At 45.1% G+C, this 26929-nt stretch carries 20 protein-coding genes; 4 read left to right on the top strand and 16 right to left on the bottom strand.

From position 1 onward, the window contains the following. Nucleotides 1-14: 14 nt before the first annotated feature. Entirely contained in the window at nucleotides 15-857 is an 843-nt protein-coding gene (locus AC58UX_RS08225) for a carbohydrate ABC transporter permease (RefSeq protein ID WP_497251305.1), read from the bottom strand. A gap of 13 nt (nucleotides 858-870) precedes the next feature. Next, nucleotides 871-1764 (bottom strand): carbohydrate ABC transporter permease, encoded by an 894-nt coding sequence (locus AC58UX_RS08230; protein ID WP_497251307.1) that lies wholly within the window; start codon nucleotides 1762-1764, stop codon nucleotides 871-873. Between the two features lie 219 nt (nucleotides 1765-1983). Between AC58UX_RS08230 and AC58UX_RS08235 the strand changes: the two genes are divergently transcribed. Then, nucleotides 1984-2955, top strand: a complete 972-nt coding sequence (locus AC58UX_RS08235) for a helix-turn-helix domain-containing protein (protein ID WP_497251309.1) — start codon at nucleotides 1984-1986, stop codon at nucleotides 2953-2955. Nucleotides 2956-2977: 22 nt separating this feature from the next. Here the strand turns inward: AC58UX_RS08235 and AC58UX_RS08240 are convergent, their stop codons facing one another. The 6 genes from AC58UX_RS08240 to AC58UX_RS08265 form a co-directional block, all read right to left on the bottom strand. Continuing rightward, on the bottom strand, nucleotides 2978-3811 hold the full coding sequence (locus AC58UX_RS08240) for a phytanoyl-CoA dioxygenase family protein (RefSeq protein WP_497251311.1): 834 nt from the start codon (nucleotides 3809-3811) through the stop codon (nucleotides 2978-2980). 116 nt (nucleotides 3812-3927) lie between these two features. Next, a complete protein-coding gene (locus AC58UX_RS08245) occupies nucleotides 3928-7416 on the bottom strand; it encodes a polysaccharide lyase family 8 super-sandwich domain-containing protein (RefSeq protein WP_497251313.1) in 3489 nt (1162 codons plus the stop codon). Between the two features lie 113 nt (nucleotides 7417-7529). Further along, nucleotides 7530-8894, bottom strand: a complete 1365-nt coding sequence (locus tag AC58UX_RS08250) for an ABC transporter substrate-binding protein (RefSeq protein WP_497251315.1) — start codon at nucleotides 8892-8894, stop codon at nucleotides 7530-7532. 110 nt (nucleotides 8895-9004) lie between these two features. Then, on the bottom strand, nucleotides 9005-10258 hold the full coding sequence (locus AC58UX_RS08255; RefSeq protein WP_497251317.1) for a response regulator transcription factor: 1254 nt from the start codon (nucleotides 10256-10258) through the stop codon (nucleotides 9005-9007). Beyond that, on the bottom strand, nucleotides 10255-12051 hold the full coding sequence (locus tag AC58UX_RS08260) for a sensor histidine kinase (RefSeq protein ID WP_497251319.1): 1797 nt from the start codon (nucleotides 12049-12051) through the stop codon (nucleotides 10255-10257). Before AC58UX_RS08260 ends, AC58UX_RS08255 begins: the two co-directional genes overlap by 4 nt. A 314-nt stretch (nucleotides 12052-12365) precedes the next feature. Beyond that, complete coding sequence (locus tag AC58UX_RS08265) at nucleotides 12366-13205, bottom strand: phytanoyl-CoA dioxygenase family protein (RefSeq protein ID WP_497251321.1); 840 nt, start codon at nucleotides 13203-13205, stop codon at nucleotides 12366-12368. A 157-nt stretch (nucleotides 13206-13362) separates the two neighbouring features. On the opposite strand from AC58UX_RS08265, the gene AC58UX_RS08270 reads away from it, so the two are divergent. After that, nucleotides 13363-14253 (top strand): helix-turn-helix domain-containing protein, encoded by an 891-nt coding sequence (locus AC58UX_RS08270; protein WP_497251323.1) that lies wholly within the window; start codon nucleotides 13363-13365, stop codon nucleotides 14251-14253. Between the two features lie 63 nt (nucleotides 14254-14316). Here AC58UX_RS08270 and AC58UX_RS08275 read toward each other — a convergent pair whose 3' ends face one another. The 4 genes from AC58UX_RS08275 to AC58UX_RS08290 all read right to left on the bottom strand — a co-directional run bounded on the left by AC58UX_RS08275 (nucleotide 14317) and on the right by AC58UX_RS08290 (nucleotide 19904). Further along, nucleotides 14317-15399, bottom strand: coding sequence for a Gfo/Idh/MocA family protein (locus AC58UX_RS08275; RefSeq protein WP_497251325.1), 1083 nt, complete (start codon nucleotides 15397-15399; stop codon nucleotides 14317-14319). 178 nt (nucleotides 15400-15577) lie between these two features. Then, nucleotides 15578-16294, bottom strand: a complete 717-nt coding sequence (locus AC58UX_RS08280; protein WP_056624013.1) for a response regulator transcription factor — start codon at nucleotides 16292-16294, stop codon at nucleotides 15578-15580. 125 nt (nucleotides 16295-16419) lie between these two features. Then, nucleotides 16420-18219, bottom strand: a complete 1800-nt coding sequence (gene pnpS, locus AC58UX_RS08285) for a two-component system histidine kinase PnpS (protein ID WP_497251327.1) — start codon at nucleotides 18217-18219, stop codon at nucleotides 16420-16422. A gap of 134 nt (nucleotides 18220-18353) precedes the next feature. Next, entirely contained in the window at nucleotides 18354-19904 is a 1551-nt protein-coding gene (locus AC58UX_RS08290) for a fumarate hydratase (protein WP_497251329.1), read from the bottom strand. A gap of 117 nt (nucleotides 19905-20021) precedes the next feature. Here AC58UX_RS08290 and AC58UX_RS08295 point away from each other — a divergent pair, with 117 nt between their 5' ends. Continuing rightward, a complete protein-coding gene (locus AC58UX_RS08295; protein ID WP_497251331.1) occupies nucleotides 20022-21158 on the top strand; it encodes a polysaccharide deacetylase family protein in 1137 nt (378 codons plus the stop codon). A 377-nt stretch (nucleotides 21159-21535) separates the two neighbouring features. Then, entirely contained in the window at nucleotides 21536-22132 is a 597-nt protein-coding gene (yfbR, locus tag AC58UX_RS08300; protein WP_171637869.1) for a 5'-deoxynucleotidase, read from the top strand. A gap of 69 nt (nucleotides 22133-22201) precedes the next feature. Here yfbR and AC58UX_RS08305 read toward each other — a convergent pair whose 3' ends face one another. The 4 genes from AC58UX_RS08305 to icd all read right to left on the bottom strand — a co-directional run bounded on the left by AC58UX_RS08305 (nucleotide 22202) and on the right by icd (nucleotide 26879). Beyond that, nucleotides 22202-22636 (bottom strand): hypothetical protein, encoded by a 435-nt coding sequence (locus AC58UX_RS08305; protein WP_497251333.1) that lies wholly within the window; start codon nucleotides 22634-22636, stop codon nucleotides 22202-22204. Nucleotides 22637-22832: 196 nt separating this feature from the next. Continuing rightward, nucleotides 22833-24404 carry a DNA-binding protein gene (locus AC58UX_RS08310; RefSeq protein ID WP_497251335.1) on the bottom strand — a complete coding sequence of 524 codons (1572 nt, stop codon included), beginning with the start codon at nucleotides 24402-24404 and terminating at the stop codon, nucleotides 22833-22835. Between the two features lie 183 nt (nucleotides 24405-24587). After that, nucleotides 24588-25529, bottom strand: coding sequence for a malate dehydrogenase (gene mdh / locus AC58UX_RS08315; RefSeq protein WP_497251337.1), 942 nt, complete (start codon nucleotides 25527-25529; stop codon nucleotides 24588-24590). A 51-nt stretch (nucleotides 25530-25580) separates the two neighbouring features. Beyond that, nucleotides 25581-26879, bottom strand: a complete 1299-nt coding sequence (icd, locus tag AC58UX_RS08320) for an NADP-dependent isocitrate dehydrogenase (protein WP_497251339.1) — start codon at nucleotides 26877-26879, stop codon at nucleotides 25581-25583. Nucleotides 26880-26929 lie beyond the last annotated feature (50 nt).

The following is a 26929-nucleotide window of genomic DNA, read 5'->3' on the forward strand; positions in this document are numbered from 1 at the left end:
CGCTGTAATTACGATTAGCCTTTTAACCCCGTATTCGCAATTCCCTCAACAAACCATCGTTGACAAATGGCTACAATAGCAATCAAGGGAGCAAGTGCTGATACGGAAGCGGCCATGATAAGCGGGTAATCCGTTCCATGCTCATCTGAGAAACTCGTTAAACCGATAGGAATGGTAAATAAGTCTTTGCTTCTAAGTAGAATTAGCGGGTTCTCGTACTCGTTCCAATGCCAAGTGAATGTTAAAATTAACAATGTTACTAAAGCCGGTTTTGTTAAGGGCAATGAGAGTTGCCAGAACATTCGCCAATACCCTGCCCCATCTACCTTACTAGCCTCTAGCAGTTCGTTTGGCAATGTCATGAAAAATTGACGCATGAGAAAGGTTCCCAATACGGTAAACATCCCTGGCAAAATGATAGCCGCATGTGTATTCACTAAATTCATTTGATCGAACAGAATGAATCGTGGAACGAACAGCACCTGATGTGGAATAATCATCGTACTTAGATAAATTAAGAAGATACCTTCTTTAAATTTAAATTTCAATTTGGCAAAAGCGAAGCCTGCCAACGCGCTTGTTACAATAGATCCCAAAACCTGAAGAAAAGTAATCTTGATCGAGTTTATATAAAAGACCGAGAACGGAACCGATCCTGACCATACTTTTTTATAATTATTGAGGTTCCACGCCTTCGGAATCCAACGAATCGGATATTCAAATAGGTCTGCACTATTCTTAAAGGATCCTGATAGCATCCAAATAAATGGAAGTATCATGCATATGGCAATGGCCGCAAATACAATCGTTAATATACTTTTTAGAAACACTCGCTTATTTAATACTTGCACACCCACTCTTGTCACCTCCCTAGTAATAATCCTGCCACTTCTTCTGACCTTTCCATTGAACGATCGTAACCATAAAGATGACAATAAACAGTAACCACGATACCGTTGATGCATAGCTCATCTGTTTAAGCTCGAAGGCTTGTCGATAAATATAAAGTGCTAACACTAAAGTAGAGTCGAGCGGTCCGCCATTGCTCATAACTTGAACGGACGCAAATACTTGAAAGGAAGCAATCACAAGTGTTATAGCAATCATGAAGCTGGTGGGTTTAAGCAGTGGCAATGTAATATGCCAGAAGCGCTTCGGTGCGTTCGCGCCGTCAATTTCTGATGCCTCATAGTAATCCTTCGAGATACCTTGAAGTCCTGCCAAGTAAAGCACCATCGCATACCCAACGTAGAACCATACGGTCATGATAATAATGCTAATAAGTGACCAATTGGGACTTGCCAACCATCCAGGAGGATTACTTACACCTAACGACCTTAAGATGCTGTTGATAGGACCTTCTGATGAGTTGTACATCACTCTCCACACCACAGCGATCGCAATCAAACTGCTCATGTAGGGAAGAAAAACTAATGTACGCAGTGTCTCTTTCAAGAAGACATATTTGTTCAGGACGGTTGCTAGCAGCAAACCACCGAACATCGCTGCAGGAACGGTAACTGCAGAGAAAAGAACATTATTCGTTAATGCCTTCAACACCTTCTCATCATGAAATAATTTAATTACGTTATCTAATCCGGTATAGGTAAGTCCTTGCAATCCCTTTAAATAATTCCAATCTGTGAATATCAATATCAAGCTAAATACCAATGGGAGTAAAATAAACGCACAGAATCCCAGAAGATTTGGAAGTATGAATAAATAACCAGCTACATTTTCTCTTGTTTTTTCTTTCAATCTCATTGTTCGCAGCTCCCTTCTTAGTATTTAGTATAAAATAACTCCTGCCCCAGCAGAATGGGATAAAGTAAGCATAAACCGTGATATCCTATGATTTAATCAAAGAAAAAACCTTGAGCATGAGTGGATGTCTAAGGTTTCAAGTCCCTCTAAAATAACTAGACACAGCAGCTTCGTTGTTCTATTGTAGATGATTATACATCAAGACAGGAGGGGACTTACATGCAGTTTGAAGAGCTGAATCATCGGCTGGCTCGAGTAGACATGTCATCGGCAGAACGGCTCAAGGCTTATTTCCAATTCATCTGCGAGCATCATTCCGTCGGTTTGAACTTGCATGACATCGCCGGGCTTAGTGAAATGGACAGCGCGCTATCTATGGTATTCTCACCTTATCTTTATCACAATAATGCCTTCTGCAATTACCTAAAGAGGTTTGAAGCTACCTCCCAAGCATGCTCACGCAACAAAAAAGTATTATGCCGAATGTGTACGAGATCAGCCGCACCAATATACGGCTCCTGTTACATGGGTATTGAAGAACTGCGATTCCCTATCCGTTGGAAGGGACGGTTGATCGCCTTCCTGTGCGTAGGACAATTCAGCACAGATTTCGAGGCCACCGCACAACGTCTGGAGACGCAAGCAGCAAAGTACGGCTTGAATGCCAACGAATTAAAGCAACGTTTCCATGCAACCACCCGCCCCCTCGATCTTAACCTCGGAGAGCTGCATGCGCATATTGGGATGCTAGCCCAATACTTGATCCTGTATTATGACAACTTCCTGCTGAACACTCATCATGGACAAAGCATAGATCAACGCGCTGAAGCTCATCAACGGAGCTTTATCGTGAATCGGACCCTGCAATATATTAAAGAACATTTTACTTATCCTATAACATTAAACGCATTGGCAAGTATTAGCTTCTGCAGTGAAACCTACCTAAGCCATCTATTCAAGGAAACGGTCGGATCGACGATCACCGAGCATATCAATCAATTAAGAATTCAAAAATCGAAAAACTTATTGGATATAACTACCTATTCGATTACGCATATCGCACATCAGTGCGGCTTCAATGACTCCAATTATTTCTCCAGAGTGTTCCGGCAGCATACCGGCATGAGCCCGAAACAATATAGAGGGCGGACTAGTGATCATATTCAGGTAAAAAGCCCATCAGTTAACTGATGGGCCTATGGTCTATGCTATTTTATACATACACGCTCTTACCGTTGTCCTCGACCAACAACAACTGCTTCAGTGGAACCATGGATGGCTCAGGCTGATAATATTTGAAGCAATTACTACTGATATCGCCTAATAACTGGCGTTGTATCGGGCTAGCTCCTTCCAACAGTTCATCCGAAGCCTTATGATAGTCGATAGGCCGCATCCAAAGTGGGCTGTATCCGATAAACAGTTGGCGACGCGTATACGCTGAACGGTTCGGGGCACCCGCATGCCACAAGTTTTGTCCGAAGATAAATACATCACCAGGTTTGCCGCAAACCTGAATTTCACCTTCCAAGGGAACATTCACATTTGCCTGTATAGGTCTATATCCCGGATTATTGTGACTGCCTGGGATGATTTTGGTGTTTCCTCGATTCGGCCCACTCATGTCACTTAAAATATAGCATGCTTTCACGTAGAACAAGGAAGTCAAACCTGCGATGGATGGGAAGTGCGGATTGGGTCCATCTTGATGCCAATCGATGAAGCTTGTTGATTCCGTTTTCTGATCATTCGGATTCGGCTTGCGCACGGTCAGATGGGAAATATGCAACTGTATATTGTAGCCCAGTATGTTGGCCATCAACTTCGTCACAGTAGGCTCATCGACCAGAGAGAGAAACTCCTTGTCTCTGGCTACCGAATGATACCAATTGTAGCTTAAGCTCTCCTCTTCCTCTGATATCAGCCGATCCACCGCTGTATTGAGAAGTTCTACCTTCTCTGCAGTAAGCACATTGCGTAAAATTACATATCCATCTGTTTGAAACTGTTGAACCAATGCCTGGAAGTCCTGCGTTTGTTCTACCATATGATGAATGCCTCCTTCAATTAGATAGTCTCATTTTATAGCGAATTCGCCTGTCAAAACCTTCATTTTATTTCGAAATAACAGCATTATTTTTAAGTAAACTTGCATCTTGTAACTTAACTAGCAACTGGATCGAGTTGAATGAAATCAAGAGGCATTTTATAACCGAATGAACTTGCATTCTTACCCGTTACTGTAAATCTAAACAACTGGGTTCCGGAGCTGCTTAGTGTCACATTTCCCAGATCTAGATCGACATACTTGCCCGATGGGCGATACATATCGACAGGTGAGCTTTGATTGTTGCTGTTGATTTGTAATTGATAAGTACCGTTATCACTAAACCTCATGACTCTGATTGTTACATGATATGTTCCGGCTTGAGCCACAGGTAAGGCATACTCGATAAACTCATTTACACTATAAGCATTGAACATCCAGTACTGTCCTCCACTTGCATCTACATTGCTTTTTACCACACCTGTATTGACTGTCAGGACTTCCGCCTCATATTTATTCGTCCCAACGGTCGTGGCGCCAGCCGAATTGCTAACCGTTGACAAATTGCCAGCAGCGTCATGTGCTTTCACAGTATACGTGTATGTTGTCGAGGCCGTCAGTCCAGCATCATTGAATGAGGTTGTCGTTGATGTGCTCACTTCTACCCCGTTGCGGTAAATCTTGTAACCGGTCACTCCCACATTGTCCGTCGATGCCGTCCAGCTCAGATTGATCTGGCTGCCAGAAATAGCCGTGGCCGTCAAGTTTGTCGGCGCCGTCGGTGCCTGTATATCACCGACTGGTGTTGCTGAAGTGAGACTGAGATAATCCAACATTAATTTGTAGCCCGTAGCGCTCACGTTCTTACCTGTTGTCGTTAACCGGAATAGATAACTTCCTGGTGCACCAAAGGTGTACGACCCAAGTTTAATGTCCTTGTATGCGCTGGAGGTATTCCAGTATAAATCCTGTGCATCCCCCGCATTCGACCCATTGATTGATAGCTGGTAAATGCCGTTGTTGCTGGCTTTCAATACTCTAGCGTTCACATCGTATGTGCCTGGTTGCGTCACATCCACACTGAACTCAACATAGTCGCCCACCGCATTATTGTTGAAGCCCAGCTTCTTCCCGCCGCTGACATTGGCATCATTGTAGGTCGTGGCCGTATCCGTTTGGATATTGATAGGCAACGTTTCCGCCTCGTAAGGATTCGGAATCGAGATCTGTCCTGGATTCGGTGCCTGCGTTCCGCTCAGACTGAATTTTACTTTGAAGGCTTTGCCACCCGATTTTTTTACATCAACTTTAAATTTAATGGTCGGGTAGTATTGAATGACAGTTACTTCATTGTCTTTCGAGATCAGGTTCGTCGCGCTTTTGTCAACGTCGATATAAATAGTGCCGACATTCGTCTGCGTCGGGTCGGAAACAGAAACCTCGAGATCATTAGCCGTTTCCCTCATCATAACAGAGGCCTTTTTGTCTGCGCTGACAAGGCCTGCCGTTGCGGGTGCATCATTCCAGAAGTTAATTCCCGTTATATTCAAACTAGTTTCCTTTACCGCCTGCACCGAGGGGGAATTTGCCAAAATGCTGATGCTTGGTGCTGCAGCATAACTGCTAACCTGCGCACTTGTCTTATTCGGAAGCAGTACATACGAATAGGACTGATTTGACGGGTTTGCCCCATGGTTCAACCAAAGTGTTAAATAATTTCGGGTAATTGGTGTCGAATCTCCATAGGATGAAGAGGCATTCAACTGCCTCCAATCTCCCGTCCGTGCTTCGCGTAGTCCTTGGACTGTTGCTCCTCCAGCGAAATAATAGCCAATATCCGAACCTGCAACATTGCCTGCCAAATGCATATAATTGGCACCAGTCATCGTTTCCGACCAACCGAGTGCGGTTGTTTTAACTGTGCCATTGACAGTCAACGCGTTGTTGCCGGTGCTGTTCAATTTTCTGTTTTCGACAATCGATTCGGTTTCGATGCCATCCGTGCTGGTAATTCCCGCACCTAGGACGACAATTTCGTCATCGAACATGAACCAAGATTTTTTAGCCGTCAAATTCTTGCCAACAGGATGCAACTCCATACCGGTAACACCGTACTGTCCGAGGATGTCCGTTCCCCCCACCCAGTTTTTGTCGGTGCGGCTGTTTGCTACTTGGGTCGTATTTTTAAGCACGGTAGTGCCAGGCAACCTGTAGTTGTCTACAGTCGGCCAAAAATTGTCGTTGAACTGGCTCAAATCGTTATTATACAAGTAGGTCATACCATCCCCTGTATGCCAGCCTTTGTTGTTTTCCGCATTGATGGACTCATAATTACTAATCCGGCTGGAGAACATGCTGATTCCATAACCGAAGCCAGGTCTGAGATGGACAGCACGGTCCATGGCAGTAAATTGCCGGTATGTCACCAATTCCCCCCGGGGTGTAATTGCGTTATCATTCAGGATATTATTGGCAGCAAGTATCATGTCGATCGAAACCTCATTAAGAAAAGTTTTATCCGTGTCGAGTTGCAGCCAATATTTAACCATCTTCTTAAGTGCAAGTGCATCACCAGATGGAGCAACGTCAGAGAGCCGTAATATGGATGCCATCACATCGACGGCAGCATTATAATCCTGCTCTTTATTCCTTGACATTTCCCTCCCTCGGATCATATCCATCAAGTTCCCCTTATAAATGAAAGGCTCGTAGGCTTTATATATCCACTGATAGACATTATTTTTATTAGGATCCGTTACCTCCCAAGTTGAGCCGTGCAAAATATATAAGAGATCAGAGATTCCTTCAAGAAGCGCTACGCCATAACCTCCATTGTATGCATAGTAATTATGCTGTACAAAGGAACCATCCGCATAAAAGCCGTCTCCAACTGTAACATTTGGTAGTAAGTCGCTAATCCCATCTCGGCCTGCAGCAACTCTGGCAGAATCCTTACTGTTAATCCCCGAAATCGCGATCACTTGGCTCTCCCACAGCCGGTTAGCACCGGTCATAGCTACACTTGGCTGGGTGTAGGAGATAGCTGCCATATAGTTGGAGATTTGCGTCGCAGTCAAATCCTCGTACAGTAATGTCACGATCTCATTTAAGGCTAATGGAGCGCCTATTTGCCATGGCCACCAATTCTGGTACATGTTACAGCCGACGAAGAATTGATTGGCATTCATCCAATCCAAGGCACTGATGATATCTCCCTTGAGCAGGGCGTTCCCCTGCAAGCTTGAACCGTACGTGACATAGGCCCGTGCCATGTCCCTCAGGTAGCCATAGGTTCTAGAAACACTTTCAGAATCGTTGCCAAAAGGGGCACTGTCCCAAAGGCGTATTCTGTTTGATTGTTTGTGCATGCTGTCCCAATGTTCCTGTGCCTGCTCGGTAATCGATGTGATTCGTGCAGCTATATCCGGGTCTGAAAGATTATAGCTCGTTCCGCCGGTAAGCATAGTCTTATATCTTTCCCTTAACGTATCGAACTCATCAGCGGCACTAATTTTCGTTTCAGGGAAAAACAAGAGAACGGCGAAGCTGACCATAACCATTGCCAGGGTCAAACAAGTAATCTTTTTAATAGATTTTTTTAACATTATGTTCCCTCCTCAAATTTAAGATGCATGCGCTATCAAATTTACATAAAAAAATAGACCACCTCCTTAGGCAAAAGGGTGTGGTCTATCTCGGTGTCAAACTTGCTGATTACTTATTTGGTTGCTGCTTTAATTGCGTCATCTGCCTTTTTCTTAATTGTCTCTACCGTTTTATCAATCGGTTGAACGTTCATAAAGTATTTCTCTGCTTCTTCCATCAATGCTTTTCTTTGCTCAGCTATTGCTGTCGTTTTGGTAGTCAACTTATACGTATAGCTACCTTTCAGCACACTCATGAACGAATCTTTATCAAAGTACTGACCTTTATCCGCAATGATAATATCCGCAACTTTATTAATGTCGGACTTCAGGTTACTCGGAATCCGTCCACCAGCAACCATTTCCAAGTTGCCATCTTTCAAGTACCAATCTAAGAACTTCATCGCCGCTTCCTTATTTGCACTTTTCGCATTAATGGAAATGTAGTCACTAAATCCGCCGCCATTCACATTTTTACCTTTTTCCATTTGCGGTACAGGTGCGAAAGCTACAGTGAATTTACGATCTGGATATGCTTTATCATCCTTAATATATCTAAATAAATACGTTCCCGAATACACCATAGCCGTTCTACCTTTTAGCAACTCATCCTGCGGTTGAAGCTTATTGGCTATGCCCTCCGCATATGGTACCATAGCTTTTGCGTCTAATAACTGCTTTTGTACCTCTAAGCCTTTCTTTAAGGCTGGATTATTCAAGTTGGAGCTGCCATCTGCTGCGAAGTAGGCGTTGTTAGGCTGCGCCGACATAAGCACGTCATACGCAATGGGCTCCCACGCTGGATTCAAGTAAGCACCTATTTGCCCTGGTTTCGTCAGTTTCTTTCCAAGAGCCACGTAATCATCCCAAGTCCAATCTGTCGGGATTTTCTCGCCAGCGGCATCTAACATCGCCTTATTGAAGAACATTACCTGCAAACTCTTCGCTCCTGGTAGATAATACGTTTTATTGTCCTTCTTAACCAGATTATTGGCGCCAATTACGCCATCAACATCGAAATTGACCTTCTTAATCAGATCATCTAGCGGCTCCGCCATACCTGATGTGATGCGTCTATCCAAGTAAGCATCGCTGTAAGTAACGAATAGATCAGGGGCGTCATTCGTCGAAAGTAGGGCTGTCTCAAGCTTCGTATTACCAGGCTCATCATTCACGAATCTAACATATTCAACTTGAATATCTTTGTTAGCTGCATTCCATTTATCCACGACAGCTTTGGGACCACTTTCTTCTGGAACGCCACCCCAGAACTTTAACTTCACTGTCTTTGCTGGTGCTGCCGGTGTAGCTGTTGCTGCTGCAGACGTAGCTGCCGGAGTAGTTGTACCTCCGCTACTCGTTTCTGTTTTACCACAGGCGCTCAAAGCTAACGATGATAGCATCGCGACTGACAAACCAATTACTGAAAGCCTTTTCATTTAGTAATCCCCCTCAACTTATTTTGACCACATTTCAGTTATACCAAATGGCGTGACAACTTCGAATGGGAGATTCTATAGACTTAAAGTGTTTTTCTCAGATTCGTATTTTATTTACCCAATATCATCTTACGATATTCCAGCGGAAAGACCCCTTCAGTTTTTTTGAAATATTTACTGAAATGGTTCGAATCTCCATACCCGACCAATTCACTAATTTCGTATATCTTGTAAGTGGGATCAGCTAAAAGCTCACGTGCCTTCTTCATCCTCACCTTGGTTATATAATCGACAATTTTATCACCTGTTTCTTTTTTAAAGAGAACACTTAAGTAATTTTCAACAAAACCAATTCGCTTAGCCAATTCAGATACCTTGATGGAGTTAGTGAATTCCTTATGAATGATATCTATAACTTCTTGAATTTCTGGTCGATAGCGCGTAGCGGCATCATTCCGTTTATCGGAATAAAACATAATCTTATCAGGATCATGAAACTTGCGTTCCAAACTCTCCTCAGCTGCTTCATAAGCACGATGTAACTCATAAATCGTACAGTGCCCAGAAATGCCAAAACTAAGCGATACACGAGCATACGTAGCCGAAGCAGCACGCATTTCCTCCAATGTCGTCTCGGAGAAGCTTGTTAACAGCAAGGCAAACTTGCCATTTAGTGTCTCTACAAGCTCTCCTCCACCATTCTTTTTCATGATTTCCTCCAGAATGTTGCCCACGGTATAGCTCAGCAATTGCTCACTTTTGAACCTATTCCCCTCATTGACTCGCCGATACTCATCGATCGAAATGCAGACAACACGATAGGGTGGCGTGCCACATTGCAGATCCAATTCATTCAGTAAAACATCCGTTTCCAACTTCGAACTATGCTTCATAAATAAATCCTGCAGTTGTCCCCGCTTAGCGCCACTCTTTAACTGTACCACCTTCGATACAAGTTGATCTTTTTCCGATTGCTGGATGCGGGAATTTTCAATTTCTTCACCAATTCGCTTACATTTCTGAAGCAGCTCCTCTGGCACCCAAGCTAGCTTGAGCATGTAATCAACAGCTCCTAATTGCAAAGCTTTTTGTACATAATCGAAATCATTATAATTAGATAAAATCATACAACGTATATGTGGCCACTGTCTCGTTACGGTCGACATTAATGCGATTCCATCCATCTCTGGCATACGAATATCCATAAGTATAATATCGCAAGGAGACCGCTCTAGCATTGCGAGAGCTTCCACGCCATTCTCTGCTTCGCCTATAACTTCAAATCCATGTTCCTGCCATGGGATCAGCGTTTTCAAAGATAATCGAACTAAAATCTCATCATCCACAATTAATATCCGTATCATAGCGTCGGCTCCTCCTGAATGTATGGCAGTTGAATACGAGCTTCTAACCCGCATTCTTCAAGTTGATGTAAGGTAATGCCATATGAAGCGCCAAAATACAGCTTGATTCGTTGGTCTACATTGCCGATTCCAATTCCGCTATATTTGGCATGTGTTGGGGTCAACCCCTCTTGAATGCGTATTAATTCCTCTGGAGCTACACCTTTACCGTTATCTTGTATAGAGATGGTATAGCCAAGTCGATCCTGCTGCCAATGTGCACTTATTCGAATATGCAGAGGCAATCTCCCGCCGTGAATAAGACTATTCTCTACAAGAGGTTGCAGACTAAATTTCAAGACATAGCTATCCATGAGGTCCTCAGGGACAACCATGGCAATACTAATATTGTCATGATATCTAATTTTCTGCAAATACATATAGAGCTCCAAATACTCTAATTCTTGTCGCAAAGTGACATAGTGATGCTGCTGCTTCATCGAGAACTCTAATAGTTTACCTAGAGCTGTTATCATGTCACTTACATTTCGGTTCGTATTGGACAACATTGCCATCAGCTTAATAGAGTTAAGTGTGTTGAATAGAAAATGAGGGTTAATTTGTGCCTGTAACGCTTGAAAATGGGCTTCCTCTTTCTTCTGTTGTTCTTCCACGACATGGGACATAAGCTCTTGAAGCTTGACAGTCATGCGATTAAAGCTATTACCTAAAAGCGATATTTCGTCTCGCCCTTGTACCTGAACAACCGTCTTAAAATCCCCTGATCCTACTAACCCCATCGAATGCAGGAGAGAGTAGATCGGCTTCGTAAATCGAAGCAGGAAATAGATAAATAACAGAATGGCAGCAGCAAAAAATAACAAAATACTAAGAATCGATTTCGTTTTCGACTTGTTTAATTGACCTGTAAATTGATCATTTGGGATAAAAGTCAGCAAACTCACATTCAAAAGTGCAACTTTGGCTTCATTGACCAAATAGGTGTTTCCTTCATGATTAAAGCGCATGACCTGGTCTTTGGCTCGATCTAATTCTGACAATTGATCATCTGTAAAATCTGTAAACACATTACCTTTCGTGTCTATGAATCGCCCTTCATGGTCTCTCATCATCATATCCGGCAAGCTTTGAGAAGATGGTTCACGTTTTCCGAAGAAAACATCCCACGGTACACCTACACTGATAACTCCTGTACTTTTCAAGCCTATAGCATCTCGTACAGTTCTGGATATCGTTAAAAAGCTGCTCGAAGTCCCTGCGTCCGCATATCCAAATTGTGGGTTAAGCTTGTAGAACAAGGACCATATGGGATACCCCATCTGCTTATTTGCAGCGATATACCAAGGCTCCTTAATGAGATTTGCATAATTTTTATCCATGTTAAAATCATACAACGTAGAGATCGCCAACTCATTATTATCTAGATAGATGAGGAATGCCCTGCTATCGAGGAGTAAATCGCGAATGGTCGCCAGTGACGTCTGTACGCGTTTAATGGTCGAATAAGCCTGATAGTCATTTTTCCAGTTGGATAGCTTGGAGATATTGTTTTGATTCACATCTGACTCTACAAAGGCTGTTGCTTTGACCATTTTACCAACCAAATCGTCAATCCCTTTCGCCTTGCTTTCAACCAGCTCCTGATTGGTCGCATACACTTCTTTCTCCAATAAGCTCTTGGAAGAATACGTATAGGAGAGAAATATAAGTAAAATGGGCACAACGATTAGAATAATAAACGTAAAAATCAGCTTTCCTCTAATGGAGTGGATGATGTATTTAATACCTTTCATGCTGCTCCTCCGTCCGCTTAAAAATGCCTATAATATGAGTTTACATGAATGCCTTCCTTCACGACAACAAACATTCTTACCTCTTCATCATAAGCTGTCGAAAAAGGTTTGAATATCATCATTTAAGGGAGATTCTTAACTCTTACCGTGTAATTCTAAGAGGTTTCCAAATCCCCTTGTGATTCAAAAATGGCGGGTGCTAGAACAGCCTCATTATCAACTTTTCGCGATTGGTAAGTGGTAGCCACTTACGGTTCACTTAATAAAAAAGATCGCCTTCCTCACTCTATACAGTGGGAAAGCGATCTTTTTTATTAACGGCTATACAATAACGGATTTAACTCAGAAGCGGCGAGATCCCCAGGCTGTAAGCCAGGAAACCACCTTTTCAAATCACTCTCACGCGCTTTACTATCTGGTTCAGCAATACGTAAACCATCCGCATAATAGATGACCGTCATGACTTTGCGCATCGTGTCAGTCGGATTGCCAGGTGCGCTATGCAGCGTCCATCCGGCATGGAACGTCGCATCCCCTGCGGCCATCGCGCCGTGTGACTTCGTCTCAAAGCCTTTCCCCTCGATATATCCTGCCAACGTACGATGTGATTCATCGGAAATGACCATCTTATTGATGTAACCCGTGTGTTGAGACCCGGACGCAAATGTCATCGAACCTACTGCCTCAGAGATCGGGACAAGCGGCATCCACATCGTAATCGTTTTATCCGTATCCAGCGGCCAATAAATTTGATCTTGATGCCACGGGGTATGACCGCCATGCGGCTCCTTATACAAAGCTTGATCATGATACATGCGTACACCGTCAACACCCATTAAGTCAGCAGCAATTTTAGCAAAACGCTTCGCAAACACAAAACGGCCAATTTCTTCACTGTGCTCCCACAGATTTGAAATTTGAATAAACGCTTTTCCATACGTATCACGCTGATCTAGCGGTTTATCTTGGTTATTTAAAGATTTCACCCAGTTCGAAATAATTGGCTCATAAGCATTAATCTCAGCGTCACTTGCGACCTCTCGAAGAACGATATGGCCGTCCCTCTGGTAACGCTCTGTTTGCTCTTGTGATAACTCATAATTGGCATCGATTGCAGGTAATTCATGGATACGATTCGCTTCTTGATTACTCATGCGCTATGCACCTCGACTTGTCTATTTATAGCTTCATTATACGACTCGTATGCCCGATAATCTTTGTCAATCCTGGTTATGAATTTGTCAAAAACAACTGGCATTCAGGCGGCACGATACACTACAATAAGAGCATAACGGAAAGAGAGGATCTTCCATGCTATTAGACTCTTTAATGTCCCTTGCCCCACCGATCGTCCCTTATATCAGGGAGTGTGATTATGCAGTTCGCAAGCCATGGAACTATCCAGAACGCAGACTGTTGGACTATTTATTCGTATACATCCAAGAAGGGACATGCTGTTTTTGGATCGATCATCAGAAATATATGTTCACCCCAGGCCAATTCTGCCTCGTCCAACCGGGGAGCCTGCTTTCCTTAGAAGGATTGACGAACACAGTTACGCCTTATTTACATTTTGATATCGCATACAATGCTGCACGGGAGGATAGCTTCCCCACGCGACCTGGTCAAATTGACCTCTCCGCCTATAGTCATCTGATGCAGCCAACCATGCAGGATCTGTTCCGTATACAAGTTCCCGTTACCATTCATCCACTCAACCCTGCTCTTTTAAAAGAAAAACTGTTACAAACCATAGAGCTTGCCAATGTCAATGCTCACGATCCGCTTACACAACTAAAAATTCAGCAGCTCATGATCGAATTGATCCTATTAATTATCGAACCCTATCAGCGCGATGTCCCTGTCTTAGCTCCAAGCTTGAATTGGATCACCTCTTATTTTTCGAATCATTTAAGTGATCCCATTTCCGTCGAAAACATGGCCGAACGTGCCAATCTATCTGTTTCTAGGTTCAGCTATCTATTCAAACAACGTTACGGGACTTCCCCCCACCAATACTTATTGCAAATGCGCATCCATCATGCGAAGGAATTGCTTACGAATACAGAGCTTAGCCACGAGTCCATATCCGACTATTGCGGATTTGCCGATCTTCATCATTTTTCTAAAATATTTAAACAACGCACAGGCGTATCGCCCGGCGAACATCGCAAAGCAACAAAAAATCCCTCCCACCGATAACTATCGGAAGAAGGGATTTTTCATGTCGTTAACTATTTCCCAGGAAATAGAATTTATCATTGCTTAGTCAAAATAAACAGCCTTACCTGTTCTCGCTGACTCATAAATAGCTTCTAAAATCTCAGAAACGACACACGCTTGCTCAGGTGTAACCACTGGGTCCGTGTCGTTCTCAATCGCTTGAATCCATAATCTCATCTCTAGATCGGAAGCAACTTCTGCCTTTCCATCATAAAAGGCTACGCCGCCCGCATTCAGTTCCACTTCCGTGGTGAACAAACGGCTGTGCTTCTCACCATTGATGCGAAGACCGCCTTTCATATCAGCACCGCCTTCTGTTCCGGAAAGTGAACATTTCGCTTCATCCACTTCAAGCGTATTCAACGCCCAGCTGGATTCGAGAATAATGGTCGCGCCATTTTTCATCGTGATCATGCCAAAAGCGGAATCCTCAACCGTGAACTTAGCCGGATCCCAAGGCCCCCAAGCATTCGCCGCGTTCTCGCGTTGGGATAGCTTATGATACGAAGTTCCCAAAACAACAGCCGGCTCATAGTTGTTCATCATCCACATCGTCAAATCCAAGGCATGCGTACCGATATCGATCAACGGGCCTCCGCCTTGTTTTTCTTCATCGAGGAATACGCCCCAAGTCGGAACAGCGCGGCGACGAATCGCATGTGCTTTAGCAAAATAAATTTCACCTAGATCGCCTTCCGAGCAAACCTTGTGCAAATGCTGGCTATCGCCGCGGAAGCGGTTGTTGTAACCAACAGTTAGCTTTTTACCAGTGCGTTTCGCTGCTTCCACCATTCGTCTAGCGTCTGCTGCTGTTTTCGCCATAGGCTTCTCTGACATGACATGCTTACCAGCTTCCAACGCAGCAATCGTAATTTCCGCATGGGAATCATTCGGCGTACATACGTGTACGATATCGATGGAATCATCTTTCAATACTTCTCGGTAATCTTCGTAAACACGAGTCTCACCCTTACCAAACTTCGCAGCCGCATCATGCGCTTTCTCCGAAACGATATCACAGAACGCTACCATTTCTACGTTGTCCAACTTACTCAAGCTAGGCATGTGTTTGCCATTGGCAATCCCCCCACACCCAATAATTGCGATACGATAAATCTTTGACATGATGTTCCTCCTCTATAATGATCCTGCAAATATCTAAAGGCAGTTTATGTATAGACTAATTATACCCAATACTACGGTTAAAAAAATTCCCGATTTAGCGAAGATTGTATCCAATTGTGTTGTAAAAGAGCCCTAACCACAAAAAAAAGCATGGCTGCCACCTAGCACCCATGCTACTTTACTTTTTTATCATTGTCGCGACCAGCTTGTACCCAACGCCGCGAATCGAATCAATCTGAACGGACTGCTGATTCATCTCCAGCTTTTTGCGCAAAGAGCTCACATGAACATCCACGGTACGCTGACCCCCGATATAGTCGAAGCCCCAAACGATATTCATCAGATCATCTCGCGTGACTACCACACCTGGACGCTGTACGAGATACAGCAAAACTTCAAACTCTTTCGGTCGAAGGGGAATCGACTCGCCATTCAAGACGACCTCATATTTCTCTGGATAAATGCGAAGCTCACCTGCCTGAATGACTTTCTCATTCGATTTGGCGATATCCGCCGCCGCTTCGTCCGATTGTGTGCGCCTCAACACAGCAGCTACTCGCGCCAGCAGCTCGGCCACCCCAAACGGCTTCGTGATATAATCATCAGCGCCATGCTTCAAGCCCTGTACCACCTCATCCTCGGCATTGCGCGCCGTAAGAATAATGACAGGCGTACGATTTCCCTTTTGCCTAAGCTTAGCCAAAACCTCAAATCCGCTCAACCCTGGGAGCATAATATCCAAAATAATTAAATCATAAGACTGCTGCAGCGCCTCCTGCAAGCCATCTCCGCCATGATCAATCACCTTTGTATCATAGGCTTCCTGCGACAGATTATAAGATAGTAACCGTGCTAGTGTCGGCTCATCTTCAATAACGAGTATCTTTTGCGCCATGGGAACCCCCCTGCATTTACAGTTTATTAACAATGCACAACATCTTGAGTGTATCATACAAATGTAAAGGCATTGTAAAATCTATATCATCTTGATGTAAATCCGCACAAAGTTCGAACCCATTTTTAATGAATCACAGGTAGCTCGATAATAAATTTGGTCCCTACCCCAACTTCACTTTCAACGCGAATCGTTCCTTTATGCAGCTCCACAAGATGCTTGACGATCGATAATCCGAGTCCTGTTCCACCTGAGCTTCTAGAACGTGCTTTATCTACACGATAAAACCGTTCAAAAATCCGCGGTAAATCCTTCTTCGGTATCCCCATCCCCGTATCCGACACGATGATTCGCAATCGTTCATAATCTCCATCGGCATTCGTCTCCAGCGGCTCAACGCGCAATCTGACCTTGCCGCCCTCCTGCGTATACGCGATACCATTAGACAGCAGATTAATAATGATTTGCCGCAATCGATCCTCATCCGCTTCGATATACATATCGTCTTCAACCAGCATGCTGAGCTCAATATGCTTCTTCTCTGCTTCTTTTCGCAAGACAGTAAAGGATCTCTCCAGAAACTCCGGCAAATAAACAGGTGAAAAATTCATCGGAATCCGCTTCGATTCAATCTTCGAAAGCTCCAGAATATCCCCAATCAACCGATTTAACCGCTCACTCTCATCAAAAATGATCTGCAGAAACGATACCGCCGTTTCCTTATCATTTAACGCGCCTGCCAGCAGCGTCTCCGCAAAACCTTTCACCGCCGCAATCGGCGTCTTTAGCTCATGAGAAACATTGGCGACGAACTCGCTGCGCATGCGCTCTAATCGGCGTACGGCCGTAATATCGTGCAATACAATAAGCACGCCAGACCATTCTTCATCCTCATGGGCGATCGGACTCAAATGGATATCCAAGATACGCTCCGCAGGATAGTAGAACATCATCTCGTCAGAGATCGGCTCCTGCAGCTCAATACATTCTTGAATCAGCTTTGTAAAATCGTACTGCTGCTTCGCTTCATTATATTTCTTCCCTAATAGCTCTTGGGACGAAAAGCCCAAAATCGCCTCTGCCGAAGGGTTGAGCAGCATAATCCGCTCATCGCGGTCAATCATCATGATGCCGCTCATCATGTTTTCCATAACACCTTGCAGTCTGCGTTCGTTCTCTTGAATACGCGCCATCTGTCCCTGCAAGCTTTCTGACATGCGATTAATTGCCTGCCCAAGCTGCCCAACCTCATCATTTCGATAAGCAGGCACACGAGACTCATAATTCAAATTCGTAATTTGCTGCGCCACCTTAGTCATCCGCTCGATAGGGCGTGTAATCCCTTTGGCGATGCGATAACTAACGATCCCAGCAATAATGAATAGAATTAAAAGTCCTGAGAAGAGGAAATACCATAAACTACGTATGGACTGATCGATCTGTGCTAAACTCATCGAAATCCGTAAGAAACCGATGGTCGCTTTAGCTTCATTTTTAACCGGAATGGCGGCATACAGCATGGTCTCTTTTAATGTATCGCTATAACGTGTCGTATAGCCGACCCCTTCTTTCGCTGCTGCGGCAATTTCTGGCCTCGTTAAGTGATTGTCCATTTGCTCAGGCAGTTGATCAGAGTCACCGAGCACTTTGCCGTCAGCGCGTACATAGGTCAATCGCTCGCCTGTTACATCTTTCAAACGATGAGTCTGTGCGGAATAATACTTGTACAGCTCAGCATCCGTCGTCCCTTTATAATCCCATTCACCGCTTGAGACAATCACATGCAGTTCTCTTTCCATATTTTCTTGCAAAGACTTCACATGTGAGCTCTCCAGCACCTTCGCCATGAAAATACCGGCAACCAACATGGAGCATCCAATTAATAAGATTAAAATTAGGGTTAGCTTTGCACGAAATTTGGTCATGGATGCGTTAACCTCCAACAGAGTTGTGTGCCGATTTCAACCAAAAAAAAGAAAAAGGGCTACTCTAAATAGTAACCCTTTTTCCTAAAGCTAATCCAGTATTTTTTTTGTAAAGGTGTCCCACGACATGAAACTTATTTAAACACAGGCTCTTTCAGCGCTGCTAGTTTTTCTAGTGAGTTCTTTTCAACGTCTGCATGCAAACTGTTGCCGTGTGAATCCATCGTTACAATCGCAGCGAAACCTTCAGTTTCCAGATGCCACATCGCTTCGGGAATACCAAATTCCAGATAGTCGACGCCTTCAACCTTTTTGAAACATTGGGCGTAATATTGTGCCGCTCCACCGATCGCATTCAAGTACACACCGCCGTGCTCTTTCAGTGCAGCTAGCGTTTTCGAACCCATGCCGCCTTTACCGATGACTGCGCGGATACCGAACTTTTTAATAATATCGCCTTGGTAAGGCTCCTCACGAATACTCGTTGTCGGTCCAGCCGCCTTCACATGCCACTCGCCAGCATCATCTTTGGCCATAACCGGCCCACAGTGATAAATTGCAGCTCCGTTCAGATCGATTGGCGCATCATGATCCATCAAATATTTGTGCAGCGCATCGCGTCCCGTGTGCATCGTTCCATTAATAACGACTACGTCACCGACCTTCAAGCTGCGAATTTGCTCTTCCGAAATCGGAGTCGTTAGTACGATCTCGCGACGTTCTTCTTGCGGTGTGTTTTTAGCTTCTTCCGCACTTGCTTCAAAAGCCTCTTGGAAGGAAACCTCTCCACCTCTTGGGTAAGACCAGCCGTTGATTTCGCCTGTCTCCGCATTGAGAATCACGCCTTGACGGCGAAACGCCCAACAGTTGTACGCTACAGAAACGAAGAAACTAGCTGGCAAACGGTTCATAACGCCAACTTTACAACCAAGCAATGTCACTTGACCGCCAAAGCCCATTGTACCAATTCCCAGTGTATTCGCGTGCTCCATCACGTACTCTTCGACTTTGCGAAGATCGGGATGCGGATTCACATCGTCGACATGGCGGAACAATTGATGCTTAGCAAGCTCATAACCGCTTGTCCGATCTCCACCGATTCCAACCCCGATAAAGCCTGCGCTACAGCCTTGACCTTGCGCTTGATACACCGCATGCATCACGCATTTGCGAATACCGTCGAGGTCACGACCTGCCTTGCCTACACCTTCAAGCTCTGCTGGCAAGCTGTATTGAATGTTTTTGTTCTCGCAGCCGCCGCCTTTAAGAATGAGCTTCACTTCAACATCTTCACGTTCCCATTGCTCGAAATGAATCACAGGTGTTCCTGGTCCGAGGTTATCCCCGCTATTCGCACCTGTTAGGGAATCAACAGAATTCGTACGAAGCTTGCTAGCCTTAGTCGCGTTCGCAACCGCTTCTAGGATATGTTTCTTCATTATGATTTGGTTTGCCCCAACAGGACAGTGTATAATAAACGTTGGCATTCCTGTATCCTGACAAATCGGGGATACGTTCGTTTCTGCCATGTGAATGTTATCGGCAATTCGGGATAGCGACAACGCGGAACGCGTGCCATTGTCCTCTCTAACTTGGGCGGCTTGAACCGCTCGGCGAACATCACCAGGAAGATTCGTGGATGTTTCAACGATTAAATCATATACGCTTTGATAAAAATGTTGCATAACGCTGTCTATCTCCTCTCAATTACCCGCATAATCTTAAAGAATATAAACCATTATACCATACCTCATAGGAACAGTTCGACGGTTCTTGTGAGCAAAACAAGGAGATTCGCTGACATGTACAAAAGAATCGCAATCTCGGTTCTCGTTAGTCTACTAGGGCTTACGCTTTTACTGACACCTCTGCAGGCAAAACCTTCCGAGACCATTTATTATCAAGATCAAGTTGCCGTCCTAATGTATCATCACATTCACGATACGGATACGAGCTCTAGCACGATTACAAGTACATTATTTCAAAATCAGCTTACAACGCTGCTCAGCAAAGGCTATCATTTTATATCATTAGATGAGTTTAAAATGTTCATGGCAGGCGCAACGGTTCCCACGAACGCGGTGCTGGTTACCTTTGATGATGGGTATCAAAGCTTTTTTACTGGTGCTTATCCAATCCTTAAAAGCTTACGCATACCCGCTGTCAACTTCGTCATCACGAAGGACTTAACGACCCCCTTGGCTTCTTACATTCCGTCGATGTCTAATGAACAGGTCAGTGAAATGACGCATGCGACGAATTTCATCGATATTGGCTGCCACACAGACGACCTTCACCACAAGCTGCCAAGCGGGGAAGCAGCGCTTGTGGGCAAGGTCGAAGGCGACACCGACGCTGCTTATCAGCAGCGTGTGTTCCAGGACACGCAAGCCTGCGTCGGCAAGCTTGCTCCGCTAACGGACAAGCCGCTAGACGCGATGGCGTACCCGTTCGGCATCACGTCGCCAGTGGCGACGGAGCAGGTGAAGAAGGCGGGCATCCGCTACGCATTCACGATCTCACCCGAGATGGCGACGCGCAGCGCCGATCACATGTTAATCCCGCGGATCAACGCGGGCAGCCCCGGCATCACGCCGGAGCTGCTGCAGCGCTCGATCCAGCGCCGGGTTGTGGCGCAGCCGGGCAGCGCACCGCTGCGCGTGGACGCGGCCGCTGCCACCGCGCAGCTCGGCGGCAGCGCTGTAGTGGAAGGCGGAGAGCTTCGCCTCCGCCTCGGGCAAGCGGCATTCACCCTGCAGGTGAATGCCAAGACCGCGACGCGCGGCGACGCGCGCGTCCGGCTGCGGCAGCCCGTGCTGCGAGAGCACGGGCAGGTCACGATCGCGCTTGATGATCTGCAAGCGCTGATCGGGCAGCCGCTCGTCTACACCCCAGCCACCGGTAAGGTGGCGGTGCGGGTGGCGCCGAGCGTGAAATAAAAAAAGGCAACACGGTCATTCGTGTTGCCTTTTTTTGCTACCTACACCACTCTTACTCCGCCATTAGTTGGAATTTACCAAACTAATCCCACTGCCCGTGCCATCTTTTCATCAATAGTCCTAATTTGCCGAACTAAATCGGCCTTAACAACCTCCACCTTCGAAAAGTGAGCAAATAATTCGGCAGAATCGAACTAATCGCTCTTTTCCAACTGATATCCTCGATTTAGTTCGGCAATACCGAACTAAAACAGATTCCAACAAGCTTGTCTATATCTTCCCTCATGTTTATTGACTTCAAATAACCGAAGTGATATACCTGTTAGGGGACAATAAATTACGGAATGCATGCGCTCCGTTTTCAGGAGGAACATATAATGAATCATCACTTTTTTGCCTACTTATATCGTCTCAAATATATCGACCGCTGGAGCCTGATGTGGAACATGCGCCGCGAAAACGTAGCCGAGCACTCCTTCTACGTAGCTTCGATTGCGCATATGCTCTGCACCATCTCCAATGAGGTCTACGGCGGGAATGTGCCCACCGACCGGGTCGTATCCATCGCTTTGTTTCACGATGCTTCCGAGGTGCTGACAGGTGACATTCCTCAGCCAGTTAAACACAATAATGAGCAAATTCTGCGCAATTTCCGTGAAATTGAGGATGTTGCGGTTGAACGGCTGATTGGCACAATTCCACCAGCACTTAGCAGCATCTACCGTGGTCTCATCCAAGATCCTGACCCTGAGCTTTATCGCTGGGTCAAGGCAGCTGATCTGATCGAAGCTTATATCAAATGTCTAACTGAGCTCTCTACGGGCAATCGCGAGTTCGTCGTCGCCAAACAGCAAGTCCTAGATAGCTTGAAGAAGATGAACATGCCGGAAGTTGATTATTTCCTTGAGCATATGAGTGCTTCCTTCGAGAAAACGTTAGATGAGATCACCTTGGACATCGCCGACCCGAGCTAGCTCCAACAAAAGAACCCCTTACACCGCATGATTCATGCGAGATAAGAGGTTCTTTTTACTTACTATCTATTAAGCCAAGATTTGAGGATTTGTCATAATCAAAATAGCAAGGATAACCGCAATGGAAGCGATCCAGCTAAAAGTTTTAATTTTCGCAGCATCAGCAGCCGTACTTTTTCCTGCAGCGCTGTTCGCTTTTAATTTTTTGATGCGACCACCGATCATGCCTGTAACTGCTCCAACAATGACTAGCAAGATTACAGCCAGCGCCATCCACAAAGCAGAAGGCATAGGGTCAATTTGGCTTACCATAGCTCCACCAGAAAGGAACGTTACAATCAAAGAAAATTGACCAACACGATTAATCGTCGATAACAATCCCATGAAGCTTTCTTGTCCTGCGCCGGATAGGCTTGCAGCTCGTCCCACAATGAAAGGGAAAACAACATAAGAGCCAAGCATTAACGCGCTAATGACATGTAAAAAAATCATAACTTGATACATTGAGTCGACCTCCGCAATTTTATTTAGAATCGTTCTCTTTTAGTATACAGATTCAGATGGAACGTAACAAGAAAGCGATGCCAACTTAGTATCAATTTCACCATATCTCCATAAAAATGTGACCAAATAAGCAGAAAACAACCCCAGTCCCCCAAGTTTTTGAAACCAAGCTTGGGCTGGGGTTGCATTTAATATCCTATGGCAGAGGCACTACAGCAACATTTGCAATCGTCACAGCTTCCGTGAACTTGTTTGTTGTATTTTGCCTAATCCGCATGCTGGCAGCGCCTGATGCTGTTGGATTGATTTGTACATTCACTATTTTTTCCGCATGACCACTCGCATTAGCCGTCATTGAGAAGTTCGCACTGTACCCGTACGCAGAAGGCCATGTGCTATCACTGTTCTGTACCTTGGCGACTTGCGTACCCGAACTATTATAGATGCCCAAATTATAGCCAGTCGTTGTCGAATTTGCAGCTAACCCATTCATAATCACTTTGACTTGGAACACATATTGATTTGGCAACTGAGCTTGATGAACGAAGGCAAAAGGATCTGTCGTGTTGGTAGAAGACGGAGCCCCATACGATCCTGGTTTAAATGTAGTCGGGTCATACCACTTGTAACCAGTCGCTGGTACCGCCCATGGCTCCGTTTGCGGCTCTGTCGTATTCGCTGGCTGTTCCCACGTGTAGAGAGTGGTCGCTGTGTCTAGGGTTAAACCTGACACCTGCGTCAAGCTTGTATAGCTCTCTTTCGTAGCTAGCCAATTGACCATATTGACTAGTAACGTTGCGTCATTCTGCTCTTGGAAACCAGCATATGTAGTTTTCGCACCACCGGTCTCTTCCTTTAAATATTTCGGTGTCGCATCCTCCACTGGCGAGGAATCGCCAATGAAGCCCGCTTTACCTGCGCTTACTTTCGCCACAGCCACGTACGGTCCTTCCGCAACGCCGCCTCCATTGTATACCCCTTGATCCACCGCACTCGACCATTTCGTCGTTGTCGCTGGCAAATACACAATACCTTTCGCTTTATTCGGATTTGTAATTGCTAATGTCGAACCCGCATGCATGGCCACCGTGGATACGCCGCTCGTAATCCCAAAGCCTTGCGCTCCCGTCACAATGTTGTTAGCTGTAATATCACCCAGCGCATTGTATCTGAAACGTACGCCAAAGTTTGTGGAAAGCCAATCTGAGCTCGCTACGCCTGACATCGCCGCCGATGATGCTTCTGCCGTGCTCATCCCCAATGCCGGATTTGTCCACGCCCCTCGACGATACCCATTGAATACCTCAGATGAATCCCAACGGTTCTTATTCCGATCGGCATTGTAATGATCTCCAATGAAAAAAATACTCCCGCCAGCTTGCACATATTGCAGCATAGCGCTTTGTTCTGACGTTTTATAAGGGATATTCGCTTCCCCAATAACGAATACATCATAAGCAGATAAGTCCGACAACGTAATTGCTGTACTTTTGCGTAACTCTTTCACATAATAACCGGTATTCTTAAGCGCGTTCGCAAAATCAGAGAAAGCCCCATCAATTACCCAGTCAGCGGCTCCTGCCGTTTGACCATGGGTATTATCAAACAACACCTTTTTTCCATTCGGGGATGCAGGAGTAAGCGATGGTGCTGGGTCACTCGGACCTTCCGCCCATGCTTGCGGTACGACGCTTAACAAAGTGCTGGATATCGCCGCGGTCACACATAATCTTCGCAAGCTTTTCTTGCCAAACCAACTTCTTTTCAATATCAATTCTCCCACCATCCCATGGAATATTTAGCCAATTTGTGGCTATACATATCGTATCATAGGCCATGTTCATGGGATAGCGTTTGGAAATTAATTTACAAAATCAACAACTTTTTGTGCATCCATACAAAAAAAAACAACCCCCTAAAACTAGGAGATTGGTCCTTCTTTTCATATCTCTTAACCAGCTACAACTTTAATGACATTGCGTACGGACTCCGCTGTTTTGTCCAAAGCTGCTTTTTCAGCATCGGTCAGTTCGATATCCATGATTTTCTCGATACCGTTAGCGCCGAGTACTGTAAGTACACCCATGAACAAATTATCGTAGCCATACTCGCCTTCAAGAAGTGCGATGGTTGGGATGATTCGTTTTTTATCTTTAAGGATGGCTTCCGTCATTTGCACAAGAGAAGCTGCGGGTGCGTAGTATGCACTACCGTTACCAAGCAAGTTGACGATTTCACCGCCGCCAGTACGCGTACGTTGTACGATAGCTTCAATGCGATCAGCTGAAATCAGCTTCTCGATTGGCACTCCGCCAGCGTAGGTGTAGCGTACGAGTGGAACCATGTCATCGCCGTGTCCGCCGATCACAACACCTTTTACATCCTCAACGGATACGTTCAACTCTTGGGAGATAAATGTCAGGTAACGCGCTGTATCAAGGACACCGGATTGACCGATTACGCGGTTTTTGGGAAAACCGAGCGCTTGATAAGCGACGTACGTCATGGCATCGACGGGATTACTTAAGATGATAACAATGGAATCAGGTGCAACTTCCTTCACATTCTCACAAACGGATTTCACGATACCTGCATTCGTATTCACGAGATCATCGCGGCTCATACCCGGCTTACGAGCGATACCAGCAGTGATAATTACGATGTCGGAGCCAACTGCATCAGCGTAGTTGGATGTACCTGTGATTTGTGCATCAAAGCCTTGAACAGGACCTGCTTCAAGCATGTCAAGCGCCTTACCCTTTGTAGGGTTCTCCAATTGCGGAATGTCGAGAAGAACGACGTCACCAAGTTCTTTTTGAGCTAACATCAGAGCAGTTGTAGCACCAGTGAAACCCGCGCCAACAACGGTAATCTTATTACGACGAATTGCCATTTGAGATTTACCTCCTACTTTTTTGTAGTCAAACAAATCCTTTTAAGCAAATTAAGCCATGTTTTTGATGATTTCGTTTGCGAACTCGGAGCACTTGATTTCAGTAGCGCCTTCCATCAAACGTGCGAAGTCATAAGTAACGGTTTTGTTGTTGATGGATGTTTCCAAGCCTTTGTAGATCAATTGAGCAGCTTCCAACCAGCCAAGGTGCTCAAGCAACATTACGCCGGAAAGGATAACGGAACCTGGGTTAACAACATCAAGACCAGCATATTTAGGAGCTGTACCGTGAGTTGCTTCGAAGATCGCGTGACCAGTCAAGTAGTTGATGTTAGCTCCTGGAGCGATACCGATACCGCCAACTTGTGCAGCTAGTGCATCAGACAGGTAGTCACCGTTCAGGTTCAATGTAGCGATTACGTCAAAATCAGTTGGACGTGTCAATACTTGTTGAAGAGCGATGTCAGCAATCGCATCTTTTACGATGATTTTGCCAGCAGCTTCAGCGTCTTTTTGAGCTTTGTTCGCTGCTTCAGCGCCTTCTGCTTCTTTGATACGGTCGTATTGTGCCCATGTGAATGTTTTATCAGCATATTCACGCTCAGCCAACTCATAACCCCAGTTTTTGAACGCGCCTTCTGTGAACTTCATGATGTTACCTTTGTGTACCAACGTCAACGTTTTGCGGCCGTGTTTGATTGCGTACTCGATCGCAGCGCGAACCAAACGCTCTGTACCTTCGGAAGATACTGGCTTAACACCGATACCTGAAGTTTCTGGGAAACGGATTTTATTAACGCCCATTTCATTTTGCAAGAAAGAGATTACTTTCTTAACAGCTTCGGAACCAGCTTCCCACTCGATACCTGCGTAGATATCTTCTGTATTTTCACGGAAAATAACCATGTCAACCAACTCAGGACGTTTAACTGGGGATGGAACGCCATTGAAGTAACGAACTGGACGGGAACATACGTAAAGATCAAGCTCTTGACGAAGTGCCACGTTTAGGGAACGGATACCGCCACCGATAGGTGTAGTAAGAGGTCCTTTGATGGACACGATGTATTCGCGCATAGCTGTTAACGTATCGTTTGGCAACCAGTTGTTGAATTTGTTAAATGCTTTCTCACCAGCAAATACTTCGTACCAAGCGATTTTTTTCTCGCCTTTGTATGCTTTCTCAACTGCTGCATCTAGCACGCGTACGGATGCTGCCCAGATGTCAGGACCTGTACCGTCACCCTCGATGAAAGGGATAATTGGGTTGTTAGGGACTTGCAGAACACCGTTCTCGATCGTGATTTTTTGACCTTCTGTTGGAAGTTCGTAAGCTTCGAATTGTGGCATGATAATTGCTCCTCCTCAAATTTGTCTAAAATGGTTTCTTCTATATGCTG

The sequence above is a fragment of the Paenibacillus sp. J22P90 genome, from assembly GCF_059692195.1.

What these genes read in the sequence shown, in the direction of transcription:
- AC58UX_RS08230 (WP_497251307.1), bottom strand. Translation starts at nt 1,764, where the DNA reads ATGAGATTGAAAGAAAAAACAAGAGAAAATGTAGCTGGTTATTTATTC.
- AC58UX_RS08235 (WP_497251309.1), top strand. Translation starts at nt 1,984, where the DNA reads ATGCAGTTTGAAGAGCTGAATCATCGGCTGGCTCGAGTAGACATGTCA.
- AC58UX_RS08240 (WP_497251311.1), bottom strand. Translation starts at nt 3,811, where the DNA reads ATGGTAGAACAAACGCAGGACTTCCAGGCATTGGTTCAACAGTTTCAA.
- AC58UX_RS08245 (WP_497251313.1), bottom strand. Translation starts at nt 7,416, where the DNA reads ATGTTAAAAAAATCTATTAAAAAGATTACTTGTTTGACCCTGGCAATG.
- AC58UX_RS08250 (WP_497251315.1), bottom strand. Translation starts at nt 8,894, where the DNA reads ATGAAAAGGCTTTCAGTAATTGGTTTGTCAGTCGCGATGCTATCATCG.
- AC58UX_RS08255 (WP_497251317.1), bottom strand. Translation starts at nt 10,258, where the DNA reads ATGATACGGATATTAATTGTGGATGATGAGATTTTAGTTCGATTATCT.
- AC58UX_RS08260 (WP_497251319.1), bottom strand. Translation starts at nt 12,051, where the DNA reads ATGAAAGGTATTAAATACATCATCCACTCCATTAGAGGAAAGCTGATT.
- AC58UX_RS08265 (WP_497251321.1), bottom strand. Translation starts at nt 13,205, where the DNA reads ATGAGTAATCAAGAAGCGAATCGTATCCATGAATTACCTGCAATCGAT.
- AC58UX_RS08270 (WP_497251323.1), top strand. Translation starts at nt 13,363, where the DNA reads ATGCTATTAGACTCTTTAATGTCCCTTGCCCCACCGATCGTCCCTTAT.
- AC58UX_RS08275 (WP_497251325.1), bottom strand. Translation starts at nt 15,399, where the DNA reads ATGTCAAAGATTTATCGTATCGCAATTATTGGGTGTGGGGGGATTGCC.
- AC58UX_RS08280 (WP_056624013.1), bottom strand. Translation starts at nt 16,294, where the DNA reads ATGGCGCAAAAGATACTCGTTATTGAAGATGAGCCGACACTAGCACGG.
- pnpS (WP_497251327.1), bottom strand. Translation starts at nt 18,219, where the DNA reads ATGACCAAATTTCGTGCAAAGCTAACCCTAATTTTAATCTTATTAATT.
- AC58UX_RS08290 (WP_497251329.1), bottom strand. Translation starts at nt 19,904, where the DNA reads ATGCAACATTTTTATCAAAGCGTATATGATTTAATCGTTGAAACATCC.
- AC58UX_RS08295 (WP_497251331.1), top strand. Translation starts at nt 20,022, where the DNA reads ATGTACAAAAGAATCGCAATCTCGGTTCTCGTTAGTCTACTAGGGCTT.
- yfbR (WP_171637869.1), top strand. Translation starts at nt 21,536, where the DNA reads ATGAATCATCACTTTTTTGCCTACTTATATCGTCTCAAATATATCGAC.
- AC58UX_RS08305 (WP_497251333.1), bottom strand. Translation starts at nt 22,636, where the DNA reads ATGTATCAAGTTATGATTTTTTTACATGTCATTAGCGCGTTAATGCTT.
- mdh (WP_497251337.1), bottom strand. Translation starts at nt 25,529, where the DNA reads ATGGCAATTCGTCGTAATAAGATTACCGTTGTTGGCGCGGGTTTCACT.
- icd (WP_497251339.1), bottom strand. Translation starts at nt 26,879, where the DNA reads ATGCCACAATTCGAAGCTTACGAACTTCCAACAGAAGGTCAAAAAATC.